Below are 15807 nucleotides of genomic sequence, written 5' to 3'. Positions count from 1 at the left end.
CCGTAAGCCATGCGCACTGAATGCACTGATTCATCCAAGCAGGACACCATGTCGACCGAGACCGAATATCAGCTCACCGAAAACCAGTGGGACACACTGCGGATGCTTCGCCCAGCGATCCTGCCACCGGCCAAGCTGAACCGTTACGTGCTCGATCAGCTGGTTGCGATGGGACTGGTTGCGCTATCGGACACTGATCCGGCGCTGACACCCACGGGCCGCGCCGTGGTTCTGCGCGGCTGTCCGCGACTGTGGGACCTGGCGGCCTGAGCCGAGGCATGCCGTTTTACGGCGCGTCCGCTGGCTGAAGCAGGAACGCGAGCGCGTCCTCGCAGCGATCTTCGACCTTGAAGCTGAGAAACTCGTCAGCACGCGTGCGGCCAAGATTGACCGCGGCGATGGGAATCTCCGCCCGCATAGCCGCCTGAACGAAGCGAAACCCGGAATAGACCATCAAAGACGAACCGGCGATCAGCATGGCGTCGGCCTTCTGCAGGTGGCCAAGCGCGGCATCGACGAAGTCGCGCGGCACGCTCTCGCCAAAGAACACGACATCCGGCTTGAGGACGCCGCCGCAGATCTCGCAGGCCGGCACGACAAAGGACGCGAAATCGACGTTCTCCAGATCGGCATCGCCATCGGGCGCAACAGCCGCGTCGAGATCCAGCCAACCTGTGTTCAAGCGGCCCATCTCGTGCTGGAATTCATCGCGCTGGATCCGGCGTTCACATCCCATGCAGCGCACGAGATCGAGCCGGCCGTGAAGGTCGATGACCTTCTTGCTGCCAGCGGCCTGATGCAGCCGGTCGACATTCTGGGTCAGCAGAACCTCGCATTTGCCGATCTGTTCGAGCCGCGCCAGCGCATGATGCGCATCGTTCGGCCGCGCTAGGCCGAACCGACGCCAGCCAATGAGACTGCGCGCCCAATAGCGCTGCCGCGTCAGTTCCTCGCCCATGAAGGCCTGAAAGGTCACAGGCTGCGTGCGCTTCCAGTTGCCGTCAGTGTCGCGATAGTCGGGAATGCCCGAATTGGTGCTGCACCCGGCACCGGTCAGGACAAACAGACGTTGATGGCGATCGACGAAGTCGCGAAGGACATTGGGTGGGGTCATAGGGGACGTTTATCTCTCGGCAGCAAATCATGCCAAACCGCGGCGGACGCGGCATCTAGGACTGTATATGTAGGGAGGGAATTCGGCGATTCCACCACTCGAGATCACGCCACAGCGTCGAACATCGCTGGCGAGGGGATGAACCGGTTTGTTCATGAGTGGAGACAAGGTGCTTGCGACAGTAGGAATGACTTATTTTATCTCTGCAATTGATCGACGTGAATTGCTCAAAACCTTTTTACCAAGACTTCAGACCCTGGCGGAAAACATTTCCCGAAGCGCCGCGGCGCTCAGGTAAATGAACCGCAACAGAAGCGATCGATTTTCCGCATCAGCCGCTCCCAGCGCCGGATTGAATCCGTCATACTGGCAATATCTATGTCGGCGGCTAACACGCGCGCTCCCTTGCCAAAACGAAATCAATGGATGCTCCGCTTGGCCCAACCATAGGCAACCATTGCATCGTGAAGTGCATTCCTAGCGTCAACAGTACTGACCGGATCTTCGCTCGCAGCAGCTAGCCTGCTGACGACGTCAACCCATTGAGGGGACGCGCGGGTTTCAGCTCCAACGTAGCGCTGGATCCATCTCAGCGCCGAAACAACCGACAACAGCTTCCGATCACCGGTCGGAGTCTGGCCAGGCGCATCAGCGGTTAAAGTGATCGGCACGAAGATGACCTGCACCGTTACCCCGTCGGTTGGTGGATTAAGTTCCAAGCCGGTGTAGCGCAAAGTACGACGTATCCGCAAAGTCACGAAATTCAATTTGGAAACAGGCGCCCGTAGGACCGCGCTGATGCCCATGAACCAATATGCGAACGAGAACCCAGCCGGCTGCTCGTCATTGGACTGTTCAACGTTCCATACATCGGCACGCCTCGAACGGCAGGTTCAAGATCGCGACAAAAGTCGATGCCAGTTGCTAGGTCCGACTCCATGCTTCGGCAGTGGTTCCTGTCCGCGCTGCGTCATGAGCCAACCTTGGCGATGACCAAACACGCGCCGCCTCAAATATGAATTTACTTGTCGAGCTTGAACACCATCTGTGTCGGGCGCACGAACCGCAATGCGATCAGAAGCAGCGTCATGACCATCACCATGTAGATCACGGCCATGGCATCGATGGAATAGACGGGGCGGACACCACCGGCAAACATGTTGTAGAATAGCGCGACGACGAGCGTCTGCGATCCACCGCCGCCGAGAAGAAATGCGAGCTCGAAATTCGATATCGTATTGACCAACACAAGGACGCCAGCGGTCAGTATTCCCGGTACCATCAGGGGAAATAGAATCCGCCTGAAAATCTGAGCCCGGCTTGCGCCAAGCATTGACCCGCTCCATTCCAGATTGACGCTGATCTGCTCGAAAAATGGCATCAACACGAAGACGGCCAACGGGACCATCGGCACCAGGACCGCTAGAATCACGCCGACGACGGATCCGCCGACCCCGTATCGGTAGAGAGTGGTCGCCAGCGGAATCCCGTAAGTCATCTGTGGGATGACCAGCGGCAGAAAATACAGCAGCAGGATGACCGATTTGAATCGGAAATTTCGTCGCGCAAGAATGTAAGCGGCCGGAAATCCAATGGCCAATGCAAGAAAGACGACAACGACTACGATTAGCAGCGTGACACCTAACACCTGCCCCAGATCGAAATTCTTCCACGCATAAGCAAACCAGTCCGTCGTATAGGCCGGCGGCAGCAGGCCGCCGAACCAACGCTTGGCGAACGAGCTCACGACAACGTGCGACACGATCCCGAGCATGTTGAGGATAAAACCCACAATGAACAGATAGAGCGAGAGCTTCCACATTCTGCTTCGCATTGTGCGGCCCTATCTCTTTCCGACGCCCATGGTCGCTGCCGGCGACAACCGGCGACGGAACAGGATGATGACCAGCAGTGCTGCCAGCTGACACAGGCCCATAACCACCGCGATCGCGGAAGCAGCCGACATGTCATATTGTTCGAAGGCCTTCTGATAGGCCGCAATAGAGATCGTGCGCGTGGTACCCGCCGGCTGCCCGAGCATGATGGCGGACGGAAAGACCGCGAAGCTCATGACGAACACCAGCGCGAATGCGATGGCAAGACCGGGCGCGATGAGCGGCAGCATCACACGCCGGAAGACGATCGAAGGTGTCGCACCCAGCATCCGCGCCGAGCGTTCAAGGCTGGGATCGATGCCGGATATGTATCCCAGCAGCATCAGGAAGCAGAACGGAAACTGCTGCATGAACAACGCCAGCATAACGCCAGCGTAGTTATGGGTCAGGATGAACGGCTCTTTGATAAGCCCTAGTCCGAGAAGGACCTGATTAAACCAACCCTGCGAACCATAGAAACCCAAGATACCTTCCGACAGCAGGATCACGCCAAGCGAAATAGGCATGATCAAAATCGTCGTCACGGTCCGTTCCATGAAAATGCCCCGGCGCATGCCGTAAGCCAGCCAAAGAGCGAGCAGAAGGACAACGATCGTAGTGGGAATCGCCAGACTGAAGGTGATCCAGATTGTACCATACTGATAGGGATCGCTGAAGAAGGTGAGATAGTTAGCGAGGCTGAAGCCGCCAACCTTTTGCGGCTGAAGGCTGAGATAGACACCATACAGAAACGGATAGACGAACATGCAGAGAACGTAAAGCAAGGACGGCAGCAAACAGAAGAATGCCAGCGCGTCGAATTCGCTCTTCTCATCGTTGGCTACGGCGCGCATTATTTTCTCGCCTATTCCGCAGGAAGCAAGACGACCTTGTCGATCGGAAACTGAAGGCCAATCGTGTCGGCGGTTCGTATCGCCTCCGCGGTGCGTAACCACACTCGCGTATTGTCATTGATGCGTATGGCGGCTTCCTGTTCCCGACCGAGATACTCGACCACTTCGACACGGCCACTGACATCCTCAGCGCCCGGCACGACTTCACCGCCCGCCCGGATATCGTCCGGGCGAATCGCCATGACCATATCGACATCCGCCCGCACATCGGCCGCTGCCCGCGCTCGAATTCGGATTCCGTCGCCGACACCTTCGGCGATTCCGTTGGACACTGACGCGATCCGGACCTTGAAGAAATTCCGGAAACCCATGAAGTCCGCCACGAAGACATTCTTGGGCCGGTCGTGGATTTCCTGTGGGGTGCCCGACTGCATCAGGACGCCATTGCGCAGCACCACTATCCTGTCCGACAGCGACAGTGCTTCGGCCTGGTCGTGAGTCACGTAGATCGACGTCAGCCCCAGCGCGGCGTGGATCTGCTTGATCTCCGCGCGCATCTCGACTCTCAGCTTCGCGTCGAGGTTCGAAAGCGGCTCGTCGAACAGCATCAGGCGCGGATGCAACACGAGGGCCCGCGCAATCGCAACGCGTTGCTGCTGACCGCCGGAGAGCTGGCCCGGATAGCGCTCCTCATAGCCGGTCAATTGCACCAGCTTGAGCATCGCATCGGTGCGCTTCTTGATCTCCTCCTTGGACAATGGCTTCAAGGTGAGCCCGAACGAAACGTTGTCGAAGACCGTCATGTGAGGAAACAGCGCGTAATTCTGGAACACCATTCCGAATGCGCGCTTCTCGGGCGGCAGATGATCGACCCGCGCTCCATTGAGCCTGATCTCGCCCTCGGTCGCCGCAATCAGGCCAGCGACGATCGACAAGGCCGTCGACTTTCCGCATCCACTCGGTCCGAGGAAGGTGACGAACTCGCCCTTTCGGATATCGAGTTCAAGGTTGTCCAGCACGGTCTTGTTGCCATAGCGCTTGGTGATTCCAAGCTTCAGCGAGTCCAACCTATCTCCCGGCCCGTTCATGTCGTCCCGTTTCTGAGTAAGAAGCAGCAAGGTCATCGGCGGGCCGCACACACGGACCCGCGCGCTCTCGAATTGATTACTTCTTGACCTGGTTTGCGCCCACTTCCCGGTCCCAACGATCCATCGCGTAGCTCAATTCCTTTACGCCGAGCGGCGGGGATACTTTCCACTTGGTTCCGACCTCGTCGTATTCCGGCCGCCAAAACTCTTTCACCAGTTCCTGGATCTCCTTGGGTGCCTTTTCCATGGTGGCTGCCGTGATAGTCGGCCCAATGAAGCCCGGCCAGGAAAGCACCTGCTGCTCTGGCCGGCGCATGAACTTCATGAGATCGAGAATGACGTCGACCTGCTCTTTCGGCACGCCTGTGGGGATGCACCAGTAATGTCCGTCGACCACGAAGGTCGTGTTCTGAAGGATGGTGATCTTGGAGTCCGGCGGGATGACGCTCTGGGCACGGGGCTTCATGTCCCATTCCATGATGCCGGCGATGATCCAGCGTTGCCCCTGGGCGAATTCCTTCAATGTGATCGCGGTGCCCGTCGGATAGTACTCGACGTATTGCCCAAGCTCCTTCAGATAGGCCCAGGTCTTGTCCCACCCTTTGTCGGGATCAAGTGGCTTTGAGTCATTTAGAATGTGCGCCATGCCCAGCACGATCGACCGGCCCGGTCCGCTATTCGCCGGACGCGCATACATCAGCCGGCCCGGATTTGCCTTTGCCCAGGCCAGCAATTCTTCGGCGGTTTTCGGCGGGTTGGGGACCTTGCTGGGATTGTAGACGAACACCGGCCCGCCGGCGTTGCCCACCGACGGCACCATATAATCGCGGCCTTCGTCGTACAGCGCCTTGCCGGCAGGCGTCATCTCATCGCGCGGAAACTGTTTCTCAAAATCGGGGATCTTGATCAATTGGTTGTTGGCCGCGAGAAACGCGCCGCCGTCCTGTCCGGTGAGCACAAGGTTGATGTCCAGCCGTCCGGCATCCTGCTGAGCCTTGATCTTGGCCGGCAACTCCGGCGCCGGCGCGCGCTGAATCCTGATCTCCTTGATCTTGTCGGGATTGGCCTTCTTGTAGTTCTCGATGATGACCTGGGTAGATGCGAGATCTCCGCCGGTATCGATGATCGAGAGAACGATGGGCTCGGCGGCCCTCAGTGGTTCACCAGCGAAGGCCGTCACGGCGAGGACAGCCACGGCGCCGGCAAACGGGCGCAATAATGCATTCGGACAGATCCGCATTTCCGATTCCTCCCTGGCATATGCACCCGCGTCGCGCGCGGTTGTCATTTATTTGTAAACACAGCATCGACGAGTTGGGCGACATCTGTCAAGCATTGGGAGATCGCAATCGGCCGATCATGAGCAGGACTTGCTGATGTCGCGATGTCGCACCTTGCCCGTCTTGCTCGTTCGCATATCAATCTGTGACGTCATAACCGACCCTAAGAGCCGACAAGTCGGCGCCTTGAGAAGGTCGGCCATCGGGAGAGACGCATGTCAATTGGAGTCGGCCTGATCGGGCTGGGAATGGCGGTGAAGCCGCATATTCTTTCGTTGCTTGAGCTGCAGGCGCAGGGACGGATCACAATCGTCGGCGGATTTGCGCCGTCAGCGGACCGCCGGTCAGCGTTTTCACAGCAGTGGGGCGTTCCGGTTTTCGATAGCCAAGAGGATTTGCTGTCGCGCTCCGATCTCGATCTCGTCCTGATACTGACGCCCCCTGGGACGCATCTGGCGACCGTGCAGGCTGCAGCCGCAGCAGGAAAGCACATTCTGGTGGAGAAGCCCGTCGAGATATCGGTTGCCAGGGGTGAGGAACTCGCGGCCGTCACGGAGGCTGCCGGCGTGCGGTGCGGCGTGTGCCTGCAACATCGCTTTCGTCCCGCAGCACTACGCCTGAAGGCGGCGCTGGATCAGGGAGATCTGGGCGATATCCTGTCGGCGAGTGCATCGATCCGCTGGTGGCGTGATGACACCTATTTCCGTCAACCGGGCCGCGGCATGAAGGCGCGCGACGGCGGCGGCGTATTGCTCACACAGGCCATCCATACGCTCGATCTGCTTCTGCATTTCGTGGGACCGCACAAGGACGTCGCCGGTTTTGCATCGACCTCACCGCTCCGAACGATCGATACTGAAGACGTGACCGCGGCCGCGGTCCGTTTCCAAAGCGGTGCCATCGGCGTGCTCGATGCCACCAGTGTTGCGCGGCCCGGCTATCCGGAGCGTATCGAAATCGCGGGCACGCGCGGTTCGGCCTATCTCGAGACGTTTCAATTGGTCATCCATCGTCACGAAGGTCCGCCAGAGACCGTCGGGACTGCGCAATCCGGCGGCGGAGGTGCCGATCCGATGGCATTCGATCACGGCCCGCATCGGGGCGTGATCACCGAGATGCTGGATGCAATCGAACAACGACGCGAGCCATCCAATGGCGTGCGCTCCGCCCTTCACGTGCAGCGGCTGATCGAAGCCTGGCTGTCAGACGCCGCCGCCCGCGCCTAAGCAGTTTGGCCAGCGCTGCAATCCCGGATTGTCAGCGGCAGCACGCCGACTTGTCAAAAAGATGTAATGTTGCCAAAGACTGGAGCATGTTCGGAGCAAGGACGGGGTGAACATGGGCTCAACGGTCAAACGGGACGACATTCCGGAGCGCCCGGCTGTGACGGGAAAGCTTAGCGACCGCGTCTACGACCATGTCCTCAGCCAGATCACGGTCGGAATCTATCCGGTCAATTCACGGCTTCCTCCTGAAACGCGCCTGGCAGATCAGCTTGGCGTGTCGCGCCCGGTCGTCCGTGAAGCGCTGATGCGGCTGCGCGATGACGGCGTCGTCGCATCGCGGCAGGGTGCCGGCTCATTCGTGATGCGACGTCCCGCGGCAGACGTTTACAACTACGCTCCCGTGGGAAGCATTGCCGATATCCAGCGCTGTTTCGTATTTCGGATCGGCATCGAAGGAGAAGCCGCCGCGCTTGCCGCGCGCGATCACGATCCGGAAGGTCTGCGCCGGATCCGCGATGCTGTCGCGGCACTGGATCAAGTGATCGCGGATGCCGCACTGGGCGTGGAGGAAGACATCGCGTTCCACCGCTCGGTCGCAGAGGCCACCGGCAATCGCTTCTTCGCCGCGACTCTCGCCGCGATCCAGTCTCAGGTGAGCGTGGGTATCACGCTCAATCGAAATCTCTCCTTGATCCAGCCTCGCGATCGACTTCTGCGTGGGCAAGAGGAGCACCGGGCCGTGCTCGATGCGATCGCCTCCAGAGACGAAGCCGGAGCTCGCGAAGCTATGCGGTCGCATATCGAGAATGCCCGCAAGCGCGTTTTTGAAGGCGGATAGCTGCGCGCAGCAGCGACTCGCCATCGGCAGCATCACTCGGACTTCCAGGAAGGGGCCGCAGAAGCGTTCAGCGGGCGACGATAGCCGAAGTCTGGTGACCAGTACGGCCGCCCCAAGCCGATGCACCACGAACTACACTCAAGGCGCTGAATGGGCGCAAAGCGATTTATCCACCGGGGGAGCCTTCGACGTCTGAGTCCCAGCGAACGCAATCCCGAGATGACAAAATAAAGTTGAGCTGTGAACAGTGGTTGCAGCTCGGATTCCGGACAGTTCTAGAAATATTTTGGACTTCCGAATCCATGAGGACTCACTGATACTTGGCGCCAATCGAGGCGCGTTCTGTACCCTTGGTTATCCACCCTTTCCACCATATTTAGTATTTGATTCAGGAACCCGGACTACTCCTTGCCGGGCGAGTATATTTCGCCTAGGTTTGTGTAGTTCGGCGCGGGTCGTTTTTTGTCCCGCTGGACGATCCCAAATGGGTTGCGAGCTGACCGCTTTATCGCTGCTAACGCAGTGACAAAGAATAAGGGCCTGCGTCTAATTTTTACGGATGCCAGAGGAGGTGCATCTAAACGTGGGGCCGAGATGCGGCCGCTTAATCGCGGACTTAACGCTTAGCGGTTATATTGAATCAGCGACTCACACGAATCGGCCATCGCCCCTTCTTCAAAGGTTTGGGCGTCGATTCGACCCCCAAGGGGCGGCGGCCTGGTCCGCTTTCGTGTGAAAGGAGGCTGCAATGCAGCTCTCGTGTCCGCTGACGATGCCCGTTCGCGTAATCGCTTATCTGCGATTCCGCTTCGGTCGTTGGGAGAGCGTTTGCTCTCACTGCCGTGGACTGCCGAACCGCTGATTGCACTCAGCGATCCGGCGATAGTCCACAATCCAAAAGGGTCGCCCACGGGCGGCCCTTCCCTTTTCCGGCGGACCGGAACTTCCATGAGAAAAACACGCCACTTCCCGTGACGGTTCTCTCAAATCTCGTGATGCAAAGGGCGCTCGAAGCTCGGCGACAGCTTCGGTCATGCCGGTAAACGCCTGATGAAGGCAGTTTAAGTAATGTCGTCTTTTCTGCCGCATTCGATTCGTGCGTGCTTTTTTCCCTTAACGCTAAGGGTATGCCAACTTGGCATTCGGTCAAGACCTCAGGGTGTGGACCGTTCATTCCTTATCGCAGTGTGGCAGGAATGTGGCAACTCCTTCGATAGACATGCGGCGACGTGATGGTAATCACCAAAGCCTGTCGCCATCGAAGGTCTCGTGCTTCGGCATCGGCCCAGAACTCCGCTCTCGGCAGGTTGTGGCCGAAGTCACCCAACGCGATGCCCTTAGCCGGCCGGCTCGGGGCAAGCAGGTGCACTTCATCATGCATCGTGCCGACGGCGAGCAGTATGCAGAGAAGATCAAGTCAGCCTGGGACAGCATCGTCGAGGACGCCAGCTCGGCGCCGATATTGTCCGCCATATCCCACGCCACACGGCAGCGACGTGGGTCATGCAGAAGGGCACGGATCCTTGGCAGGCCGCGGGCTCGCTAGGCATAACGCTTGAGCAGCTGCAGGAGAACTATGGCCATCACCATCCTGATTTTCAGGAAGAGGCGGCCGAGGCTTTCAGCGGGCGGCGATCATCGTAGCATTTCGGGCCGGCCAGTAGTGTCTATTCGCACTAACCTGACTGGGCGACCAACACCCTCTTCGGACGTATTGAGATTTGGATTGTCCGCACCCTGCTCTATCATATCCACGGCGAGAGCCTCCGCCTGGAGCGAAGTGACATCCTGAGTGAGGACCTGCTTAGACAGCAGGCTGCGCGTGTCGGCTCTAAGTCTTTGACTGCGGAATGTCGGCCAAACGAATTGAGCAAACTTGTCGGCCTCACCGAATAATCTGAAAGCGCTAGGTGTTGATGGGCTATATTGGTAAACAGCGCTGTCGCTGGAAAACACGGCGCCCGCAGCTGACCGGTTGATCCTGAAATCTCTGACGAGCGTCTCCCGAGATTTCGGATCGTATGAAACAAGGATGACGTTCATCAGCCCGTTTGGGGCCGGAGGCGGCGCAAGCTGTGGGTACGCCGCTATAAAGATTGCGAAACGCTCGACGCAGTGAGCAGCAAGACGATCAAGCGAAACATCTTTTGCTGATTTCGGTCCGTCCCCGCGAAGCCAGTCAAGGACCACGCTTTCCATGTCGAAAAGATGAGGTGCAGCAGTGACGAAGCTGCATAGATCAGGCTGCGTGACCACGCGCCCCTTTCCTACCAAAGCGGTCAGGTCATAAAACCGCGAACTGCCCGTCACAGCAACGACGAGGTTTTCGATGCCGTCTGGCGTGCGAATTTTCAGCCGCTGGTCGCAGTACAGACCAGAAATCGTTTCCCGGCTATCCGCCGCGACCATTGCACCCGTGCTGTAAGGCACCACAGCGACCAAGGTACCGCGACTGATTTCGATCGGCTGAACTTGCCCAGCATGTGCCGACACAACCCCAATTGCTACGACCATTGAAAAAACCACACCAGCCAAGCCGATGCTCGAGCAGGTGTGTAGAAGGGTCATTTCGTTGCCGGGTCGTCGAACGAAACGCCTAAGTCATTGAAATCATGGTCGGAGTGGCAGGATTCGAACCTGCGACCCCTGCGTCCCGAACGCAGTGCTCTACCGGGCTGAGCCACACTCCGACTAAGAGCGCGGCTTATAGCCTTGGGTTTCGCATCCTGCAAGAACCCCGGTAAAGAAGCCTGACCAATTTTGAAGACAAGGATCTGCCCTGCATGGCCGTAGGCCTGACCACCCGGATGAGCCCCGCCGACGCCGCGCATATTGCGGAGGCAGCGGGCTGCCTGCGCGCGGGCGGGCTGCTGGCGTTTCCGACCGAGACGGTCTACGGACTCGGCGCCGATGCGGCCAATCCACGAGCCGTGGCAGGGATCTATGAGGCCAAGGGCCGGCCGTCGTTCAATCCGCTGATCGCCCATGTGGCCGATCTCGCCGCTGCCCGGCGCATTGCCCGATTCGATGCGCGCGCGCTGGCGCTTGCTGAGACGTTCTGGCCGGGGCCGCTGACGCTGGTGCTGCCCAAGGCTGTTGACTGCCCGGTGGCCGATCTGGCCACCGCCGGCCTCGACACGATTGCCATTCGCGTGCCGGCGCATCCCGTGGCCCACGCGCTCCTGCAGGCCTTTGGCGGCGCCGTGGTGGCGCCATCGGCCAATATCTCCGGGCATGTCTCGCCGACCACCGCAGCCCATGTGCTGAGCGATCTGGATGGCCGGATCGACATGATTCTCGATGGCGGACCGGTTGAAGTGGGCGTTGAATCCACCATCGTCGGTTGTTTCGACACGCCAATGCTGCTCCGCCCCGGTGGCCTGCCGCGCGAAGCGATCGAGCGGGTGTTGGGCCAGCCGCTGGCGAGCCCGCCGGACGACCCCGCAAGCGATACAAACCAGCCGCTGGCGCCGGGCATGCTGGCCTCACATTATGCGCCGCGGACACGGGTGCGGCTGCTGGCCGAGGCCGTGAATCCCGGCGAGGCGCTACTGGCTTTCGGATCGGCCCCGATGCCGGGCATCGAGGCGGCCGCCGCTGTTCTGAATTTGTCCGAACAGGGCGATCTCGGGGAAGCCGCCACCAATCTTTTCGGCTATCTTCGCGCGCTCGACGCTAAAGGCGCGAGCGGCATCGCGGTGATGCCGGTGCCGAACCACGGGCTCGGCGAAGCCATCAATGACCGGTTGCGCCGCGCCGCCGTGTAACGCGAACACGAGACCAAGAAACGCGCCAAGAAAATATCCAAGGGAATAGTTATGAATATCGTCCAGCCGAAGCCGCCCACGCTTTCTCCCGAAACCATCGCGCGCTTCCGGGCCATCGTCGGCGACAAATACGCCATCACCGATCAGGCCGACGTGCACCAATACGTCACCGAGGATCGCAACCTGTTTTTCGGCACCTCGCCGCTGGTGCTGCGCCCGGGCTCGACCGCCGAAGTCGCCGCCATCTGCAAGCTCGCCACCGAGACGCGCACCGCGCTGGTGCCGCAAGGCGGCAATACTGGGCTCGTCGGCGGCCAGACGCCTTATGGCGGCGAGGTCGTGCTGTCGATGCGCCGGATGGACAAGGTGCGCAATCTGGACACCTCATCCAACACCATGACGGTGGAAGCCGGCCTCGTGCTGCAGGTCGCGCAGCAGCGCGCCGCCGAAGCCGACCGGCTGTTTCCGCTGTCACTGGGCTCCGAAGGTAGCTGCACCATCGGCGGCAATCTCTCCAGCAATGCCGGCGGCACCACCGCCCTCGCCTATGGCGTCGCGCGCGAAATGGCCCTCGGCCTCGAAGTCGTGCTGGCCGACGGCCGCATTCTCAATGGCCTGTCCAAGCTGAAGAAGGACAATACGGGCTACGATCTGCGCAATATCTTTATCGGCGCCGAAGGCTCGCTCGGCATCATCACCGCGGCGACGCTGAAGCTGTTTCCGAAGCCGCGCGCGGTCGAGACCGCCTTTGTCGGCCTGAAGTCGCCGGACGATGCGCTGAAGCTGCTCAGCATCTCCCGCTCCGAAGCTGGCGGTAACCTCACCAGTTTCGAACTGATCGCCGATATCGCCGTCGATTTCAGCGTCCGCCACGGCATCGGCATTCGCGACCCGCTCTCCAGCAAACACGCCTGGTATGTACTGATGGAATTGTCGTCGGGACGCGACGATGCCCGCGCGACATTGGAGGCGATTCTCGAACGCGGCTTTGAAGACGGCATCGTGGATGACGCCGTGATCGCCGAGAATATCGCCCACCGTCAGGCGTTCTGGAAACTGCGTGAGGAAATCTCGCCGGCGCAGAAGCCGGAAGGCGGATCGATCAAGCACGATATCTCGGTGCCGGTCGCTTCCGTGCCTGCCTTCATCACCGAAGCCAATGCGGCTGTCGTGAAGCTGATGCCCGGCGCACGTCCGGTGCCGTTCGGCCATCTCGGCGACGGCAACATCCACTACAATGTCACGCAGCCCAAGGAGACGCTCGGCGACAGCGACGGCCGCGAGAAATTCCTGGCGCGCTGGCACGACGTCAACGAAGTCGTCTTCGACGTCGTTCTGCGCATGGGCGGTTCGATCTCCGCCGAACATGGCATCGGCCAGATGAAGGCGGCTGAGCTGCCCTCGGTGAAGGACCCCGTCGCCATCGAACTGATGCGCAGCCTGAAGGCGATGCTGGATCCGCTGAACATCCTCAATCCCGGCAAAGTGCTGCTGCCGGTGCAACATTGAAAGTTGCCCGGCTCGTCGACACCGACATTCAAGCGGTCGTCCAGCTCTGGCTGCGCTGCGGACTGGTCCGGCCCTGGAACGATCCGGAGGCCGATATCAGGCTGGCGCGCGCAGGCACCAATGCTGATGTCCTGGTCGGTCGCAAGGGAAGGACCATTGTCGCCTCCGTGCTGGTCGGCCATGATGGCCATCGCGGCTGGGTCTATTACGTCTCGGTCGATCCCGAGCACCAGCGCCAGGATTTCGGCCGTGGCATCATGGGTGCAGCCGAAGACTGGCTGCGCGAGCGCGGCATCGAGAAGATGCAGCTCATGGTGCGCTCGGATAACACCAAGGTGCAGGCGTTCTACGAGTCGCTCGGCTACGGCGAACAGAAGCGCGTGATCTATGCCAAGTGGCTCGACGGACGGCCGCTGACGCCGTGAACTAGAACAACGAGCCCTGGCCGTCGTCCTCGCTCACCACAACCTTGCGCGGCGCCCTCGTCGGGTTCACCTGCTCCACGGCAGCTTCTTCCGCCGAGATCGGCAGGATCAGTTGCGCATCGTCATTGGCCACCTTGTTGACGGCCATCGCCACCGGATGCCAGGCGAAGGTGCCGTCTGCGGGCGCAGCGAGCATCGTCATCACATCGGACGCACTATCCGAACTGCAATCGAGCCACTGGCCGAAATGATCGGGTGCGATCGTCACCGGTACGCGATGGTGCAGAACCGACATGCCCGTGCTGGCTTCTGCGGTGATGAGCGCAACCGTGTCGACTTCTTCGCCGTTCGGTCCCATCCAGGTCTCGGCCAGGCCCGCAAAGCCCATCGGCCCGCCTGCGCTTGGGTGGATAAAATACGGCTGTTTGCGTTCACCGCGATTTTGCCATTCGTAATAGCCATCGGCCGGAATCAGACAGCGGCGTCGGCGAATCGCGTTTTTGAAGGCTGGCTTTTCTTGCACCGTCTCGGCGCGTGCATTAATCAGAAGCGTAAACTTCCGCGGGTCCTTGACCCAGGAGGGCAAAAGGCCCCATCGCATCAGACGGAAATGCCGGGATCCGTTTTCAACGATGACAACAGGAACCGGCTGCGTCGGCGCAATATTGTACCTCGCAGGAAAATTCGGTTGCTCGATATAACTGAATACCTGCCGTAACGCTTCCGGCGCTGATGTAATGACAAACCGCCCGCACATTCTCGATCCGCAATCCTGCCTCTTCAGGCGGTTTTAACCCAAAACACCAACAGTGCGACATATGACCCTGACGGCCATACAACCGGCGCAGCATGACCATCACGATCTGGCCAGTGCCGGTGCCGGCCCCGTCGCGTCAGCTGCCGAGCTGATGGCCGCCAATATCAATCCACGCACGGGTCTGGCGACCGACTATCTCAATCATTTCAATGAAGCCATCATGTTGCTCGAGCTGATCCCGGACATGCCGGACTGCTATGAGCTGTTCCTGGAATGGCAGCCGCTCAGCTATGCCGAGCACTTCATCAAATCCAACTTCAAGGCACGCGATCTCGCCATCGCATCCTATGAGGCTGCACGCCCGGCCATCCGTGCAGAATTCGATGCGCTGGTGGCGAACATGACGCAAATCCTGACAACTGTCGGCGAAGCCATGCGCACCGTGCAGCAGGACCGGACCCGCGCCATGCTGGCCGAACAGGCAGCCGGCTGGGTCAAGCCCATGGTCGGAACGGCCGGCGGCATCATCAATGGCCGTGATCAGGAATCCGACGTCGACAGCATCATGGCGCAATGACCTCGTGACCGACACGCCTCCTACCCATCCGCAGCTCGCCACCAGCGCCGCCATCTTCCGGGATGGCAAGGTGCTGCTGGTCCGCCGCGCCCGTTCGCCGGGAAAGGGCTTCTATTCACTCCCCGGCGGACGCGTGGAATTCGGCGAATCCCTCGCCGTAGCCCTTGCCCGCGAGGTGATGGAAGAAACCGGACTGACCATCGACATTGTAGGCCTGTCCGGCTTTCGCGAAGTCCTGCCCAACGACAAGGTCGCGGGGCATTACCTGATCATGGCCTTTGCCGCGCGCTGGGTGGCTGGCGAGCCCGAGCTAAATGACGAACATGACGATTTCCAGTGGGTCGCGCCGGACGATCTCGGCGCCTTCAAGACGACCGATGGCCTCGGCCCGATCCTCGCCATGGCAGAAGATCTGGTCGGACCATAAGTAGCACCTCGGCGTACCAGCAGCGCTGCCTTGCTTCAGACGCCTTGAAAAGGCATATCAGCCGGGTTCCG

Annotated in this window: 16 protein-coding genes and 1 tRNA gene; 8 read left to right on the top strand and 9 right to left on the bottom strand. The window is 60.0% G+C overall.

Annotated elements, in window-relative coordinates:
* The first annotated feature begins 48 nt into the window (after positions 1 to 48).
* Positions 49 to 270 carry a hypothetical protein gene (locus AB8A50_RS26030; protein ID WP_092139391.1) on the top strand — a complete coding sequence of 74 codons (222 nt, stop codon included), beginning with the start codon at positions 49 to 51 and terminating at the stop codon, positions 268 to 270.
* A 16-nt stretch (positions 271 to 286) separates the two neighbouring features.
* Here AB8A50_RS26030 and AB8A50_RS26025 read toward each other — a convergent pair whose 3' ends face one another.
* The 6 genes from AB8A50_RS26025 to AB8A50_RS26000 all read right to left on the bottom strand — a co-directional run bounded on the left by AB8A50_RS26025 (position 287) and on the right by AB8A50_RS26000 (position 6170).
* Complete coding sequence (locus AB8A50_RS26025; protein WP_439057191.1) at positions 287 to 1114, bottom strand: NAD-dependent protein deacetylase; 828 nt, start codon at positions 1112 to 1114, stop codon at positions 287 to 289.
* Between the two features lie 419 nt (positions 1115 to 1533).
* The gene (locus AB8A50_RS26020) at positions 1534 to 1920 is read right to left on the bottom strand and encodes a hypothetical protein (protein WP_439079409.1); all 387 of its coding nucleotides are present in this window, start codon (positions 1918 to 1920) and stop codon (positions 1534 to 1536) included.
* Between the two features lie 215 nt (positions 1921 to 2135).
* Complete coding sequence (locus AB8A50_RS26015; protein WP_244628390.1) at positions 2136 to 2936, bottom strand: ABC transporter permease; 801 nt, start codon at positions 2934 to 2936, stop codon at positions 2136 to 2138.
* A gap of 21 nt (positions 2937 to 2957) precedes the next feature.
* Positions 2958 to 3842, bottom strand: coding sequence for an ABC transporter permease (locus tag AB8A50_RS26010; protein WP_093759510.1), 885 nt, complete (start codon positions 3840 to 3842; stop codon positions 2958 to 2960).
* An 11-nt stretch (positions 3843 to 3853) separates the two neighbouring features.
* A complete protein-coding gene (locus AB8A50_RS26005; protein WP_439073180.1) occupies positions 3854 to 4909 on the bottom strand; it encodes an ABC transporter ATP-binding protein in 1056 nt (351 codons plus the stop codon).
* Positions 4910 to 5006: 97 nt separating this feature from the next.
* Entirely contained in the window at positions 5007 to 6170 is a 1164-nt protein-coding gene (locus AB8A50_RS26000) for an ABC transporter substrate-binding protein (protein WP_176454477.1), read from the bottom strand.
* A gap of 255 nt (positions 6171 to 6425) precedes the next feature.
* Here AB8A50_RS26000 and AB8A50_RS25995 point away from each other — a divergent pair, with 255 nt between their 5' ends.
* Positions 6426 to 7436, top strand: coding sequence for a Gfo/Idh/MocA family protein (locus AB8A50_RS25995; RefSeq protein ID WP_439079408.1), 1011 nt, complete (start codon positions 6426 to 6428; stop codon positions 7434 to 7436).
* A 112-nt stretch (positions 7437 to 7548) separates the two neighbouring features.
* On the top strand, positions 7549 to 8274 hold the full coding sequence (locus tag AB8A50_RS25990; protein WP_439079407.1) for a FadR/GntR family transcriptional regulator: 726 nt from the start codon (positions 7549 to 7551) through the stop codon (positions 8272 to 8274).
* 1635 nt (positions 8275 to 9909) lie between these two features.
* Here the strand turns inward: AB8A50_RS25990 and AB8A50_RS25985 are convergent.
* Both AB8A50_RS25985 and AB8A50_RS25980 read right to left on the bottom strand, forming a co-directional pair.
* Entirely contained in the window at positions 9910 to 10809 is a 900-nt protein-coding gene (locus AB8A50_RS25985) for a hypothetical protein (protein ID WP_439079406.1), read from the bottom strand.
* A gap of 78 nt (positions 10810 to 10887) precedes the next feature.
* Positions 10888 to 10964 (bottom strand) — tRNA-Pro (locus AB8A50_RS25980).
* A gap of 93 nt (positions 10965 to 11057) precedes the next feature.
* Here AB8A50_RS25980 and AB8A50_RS25975 point away from each other — a divergent pair.
* Genes AB8A50_RS25975 through AB8A50_RS25965 form a run of 3 tightly spaced genes read left to right on the top strand, consistent with a single transcriptional unit; the run spans position 11058 to position 13975 of the window.
* Complete coding sequence (locus AB8A50_RS25975) at positions 11058 to 12041, top strand: L-threonylcarbamoyladenylate synthase (RefSeq protein WP_439079405.1); 984 nt, start codon at positions 11058 to 11060, stop codon at positions 12039 to 12041.
* A 51-nt stretch (positions 12042 to 12092) separates the two neighbouring features.
* Positions 12093 to 13550: an FAD-binding oxidoreductase gene (locus AB8A50_RS25970; protein WP_439079404.1), complete on the top strand. Its 1458-nt coding sequence runs from the start codon at positions 12093 to 12095 to the stop codon at positions 13548 to 13550.
* The gene (locus AB8A50_RS25965; protein WP_089262327.1) at positions 13547 to 13975 is read left to right on the top strand and encodes a GNAT family acetyltransferase; all 429 of its coding nucleotides are present in this window, start codon (positions 13547 to 13549) and stop codon (positions 13973 to 13975) included. The genes AB8A50_RS25970 and AB8A50_RS25965 overlap by 4 nt, the downstream gene beginning before the upstream one ends.
* Before the next feature lies 1 nt (position 13976).
* Here AB8A50_RS25965 and AB8A50_RS25960 read toward each other — a convergent pair whose 3' ends face one another.
* Entirely contained in the window at positions 13977 to 14732 is a 756-nt protein-coding gene (locus AB8A50_RS25960; protein WP_439073185.1) for an SOS response-associated peptidase, read from the bottom strand.
* 61 nt (positions 14733 to 14793) lie between these two features.
* On the opposite strand from AB8A50_RS25960, the gene AB8A50_RS25955 reads away from it, so the two are divergent.
* Both AB8A50_RS25955 and AB8A50_RS25950 read left to right on the top strand, forming a co-directional pair.
* Positions 14794 to 15309, top strand: coding sequence for a hypothetical protein (locus tag AB8A50_RS25955; RefSeq protein ID WP_068733299.1), 516 nt, complete (start codon positions 14794 to 14796; stop codon positions 15307 to 15309).
* Complete coding sequence (locus tag AB8A50_RS25950) at positions 15263 to 15736, top strand: NUDIX hydrolase (protein WP_439079403.1); 474 nt, start codon at positions 15263 to 15265, stop codon at positions 15734 to 15736. Before AB8A50_RS25955 ends, AB8A50_RS25950 begins: the two co-directional genes overlap by 47 nt.
* Positions 15737 to 15807: the final 71 nt, after the last annotated feature.

Origin of the sequence: Tardiphaga sp. 841_E9_N1_2 (assembly GCF_051811065.1) — a bacterium.
Classification (GTDB): domain Bacteria; phylum Pseudomonadota; class Alphaproteobacteria; order Rhizobiales; family Xanthobacteraceae; genus Tardiphaga; species Tardiphaga robiniae.
The sequence above is the reverse complement of the archived record's forward strand: the minus strand, read 5'-3'. Positions and strand labels throughout refer to the sequence as shown.

What these genes read in the sequence shown, in the direction of transcription:
- AB8A50_RS26030 (WP_092139391.1), top strand. Translation starts at nt 49, where the DNA reads ATGTCGACCGAGACCGAATATCAGCTCACCGAAAACCAGTGGGACACA.
- AB8A50_RS26025 (WP_439057191.1), bottom strand. Translation starts at nt 1,114, where the DNA reads ATGACCCCACCCAATGTCCTTCGCGACTTCGTCGATCGCCATCAACGT.
- AB8A50_RS26020 (WP_439079409.1), bottom strand. Translation starts at nt 1,920, where the DNA reads ATGGGCATCAGCGCGGTCCTACGGGCGCCTGTTTCCAAATTGAATTTC.
- AB8A50_RS26015 (WP_244628390.1), bottom strand. Translation starts at nt 2,936, where the DNA reads ATGTGGAAGCTCTCGCTCTATCTGTTCATTGTGGGTTTTATCCTCAAC.
- AB8A50_RS26010 (WP_093759510.1), bottom strand. Translation starts at nt 3,842, where the DNA reads ATGCGCGCCGTAGCCAACGATGAGAAGAGCGAATTCGACGCGCTGGCA.
- AB8A50_RS26000 (WP_176454477.1), bottom strand. Translation starts at nt 6,170, where the DNA reads ATGCGGATCTGTCCGAATGCATTATTGCGCCCGTTTGCCGGCGCCGTG.
- AB8A50_RS25995 (WP_439079408.1), top strand. Translation starts at nt 6,426, where the DNA reads ATGTCAATTGGAGTCGGCCTGATCGGGCTGGGAATGGCGGTGAAGCCG.
- AB8A50_RS25990 (WP_439079407.1), top strand. Translation starts at nt 7,549, where the DNA reads ATGGGCTCAACGGTCAAACGGGACGACATTCCGGAGCGCCCGGCTGTG.
- AB8A50_RS25975 (WP_439079405.1), top strand. Translation starts at nt 11,058, where the DNA reads ATGGCCGTAGGCCTGACCACCCGGATGAGCCCCGCCGACGCCGCGCAT.
- AB8A50_RS25970 (WP_439079404.1), top strand. Translation starts at nt 12,093, where the DNA reads ATGAATATCGTCCAGCCGAAGCCGCCCACGCTTTCTCCCGAAACCATC.
- AB8A50_RS25960 (WP_439073185.1), bottom strand. Translation starts at nt 14,732, where the DNA reads ATGTGCGGGCGGTTTGTCATTACATCAGCGCCGGAAGCGTTACGGCAG.
- AB8A50_RS25955 (WP_068733299.1), top strand. Translation starts at nt 14,794, where the DNA reads ATGACCCTGACGGCCATACAACCGGCGCAGCATGACCATCACGATCTG.
- AB8A50_RS25950 (WP_439079403.1), top strand. Translation starts at nt 15,263, where the DNA reads ATGGCCGTGATCAGGAATCCGACGTCGACAGCATCATGGCGCAATGAC.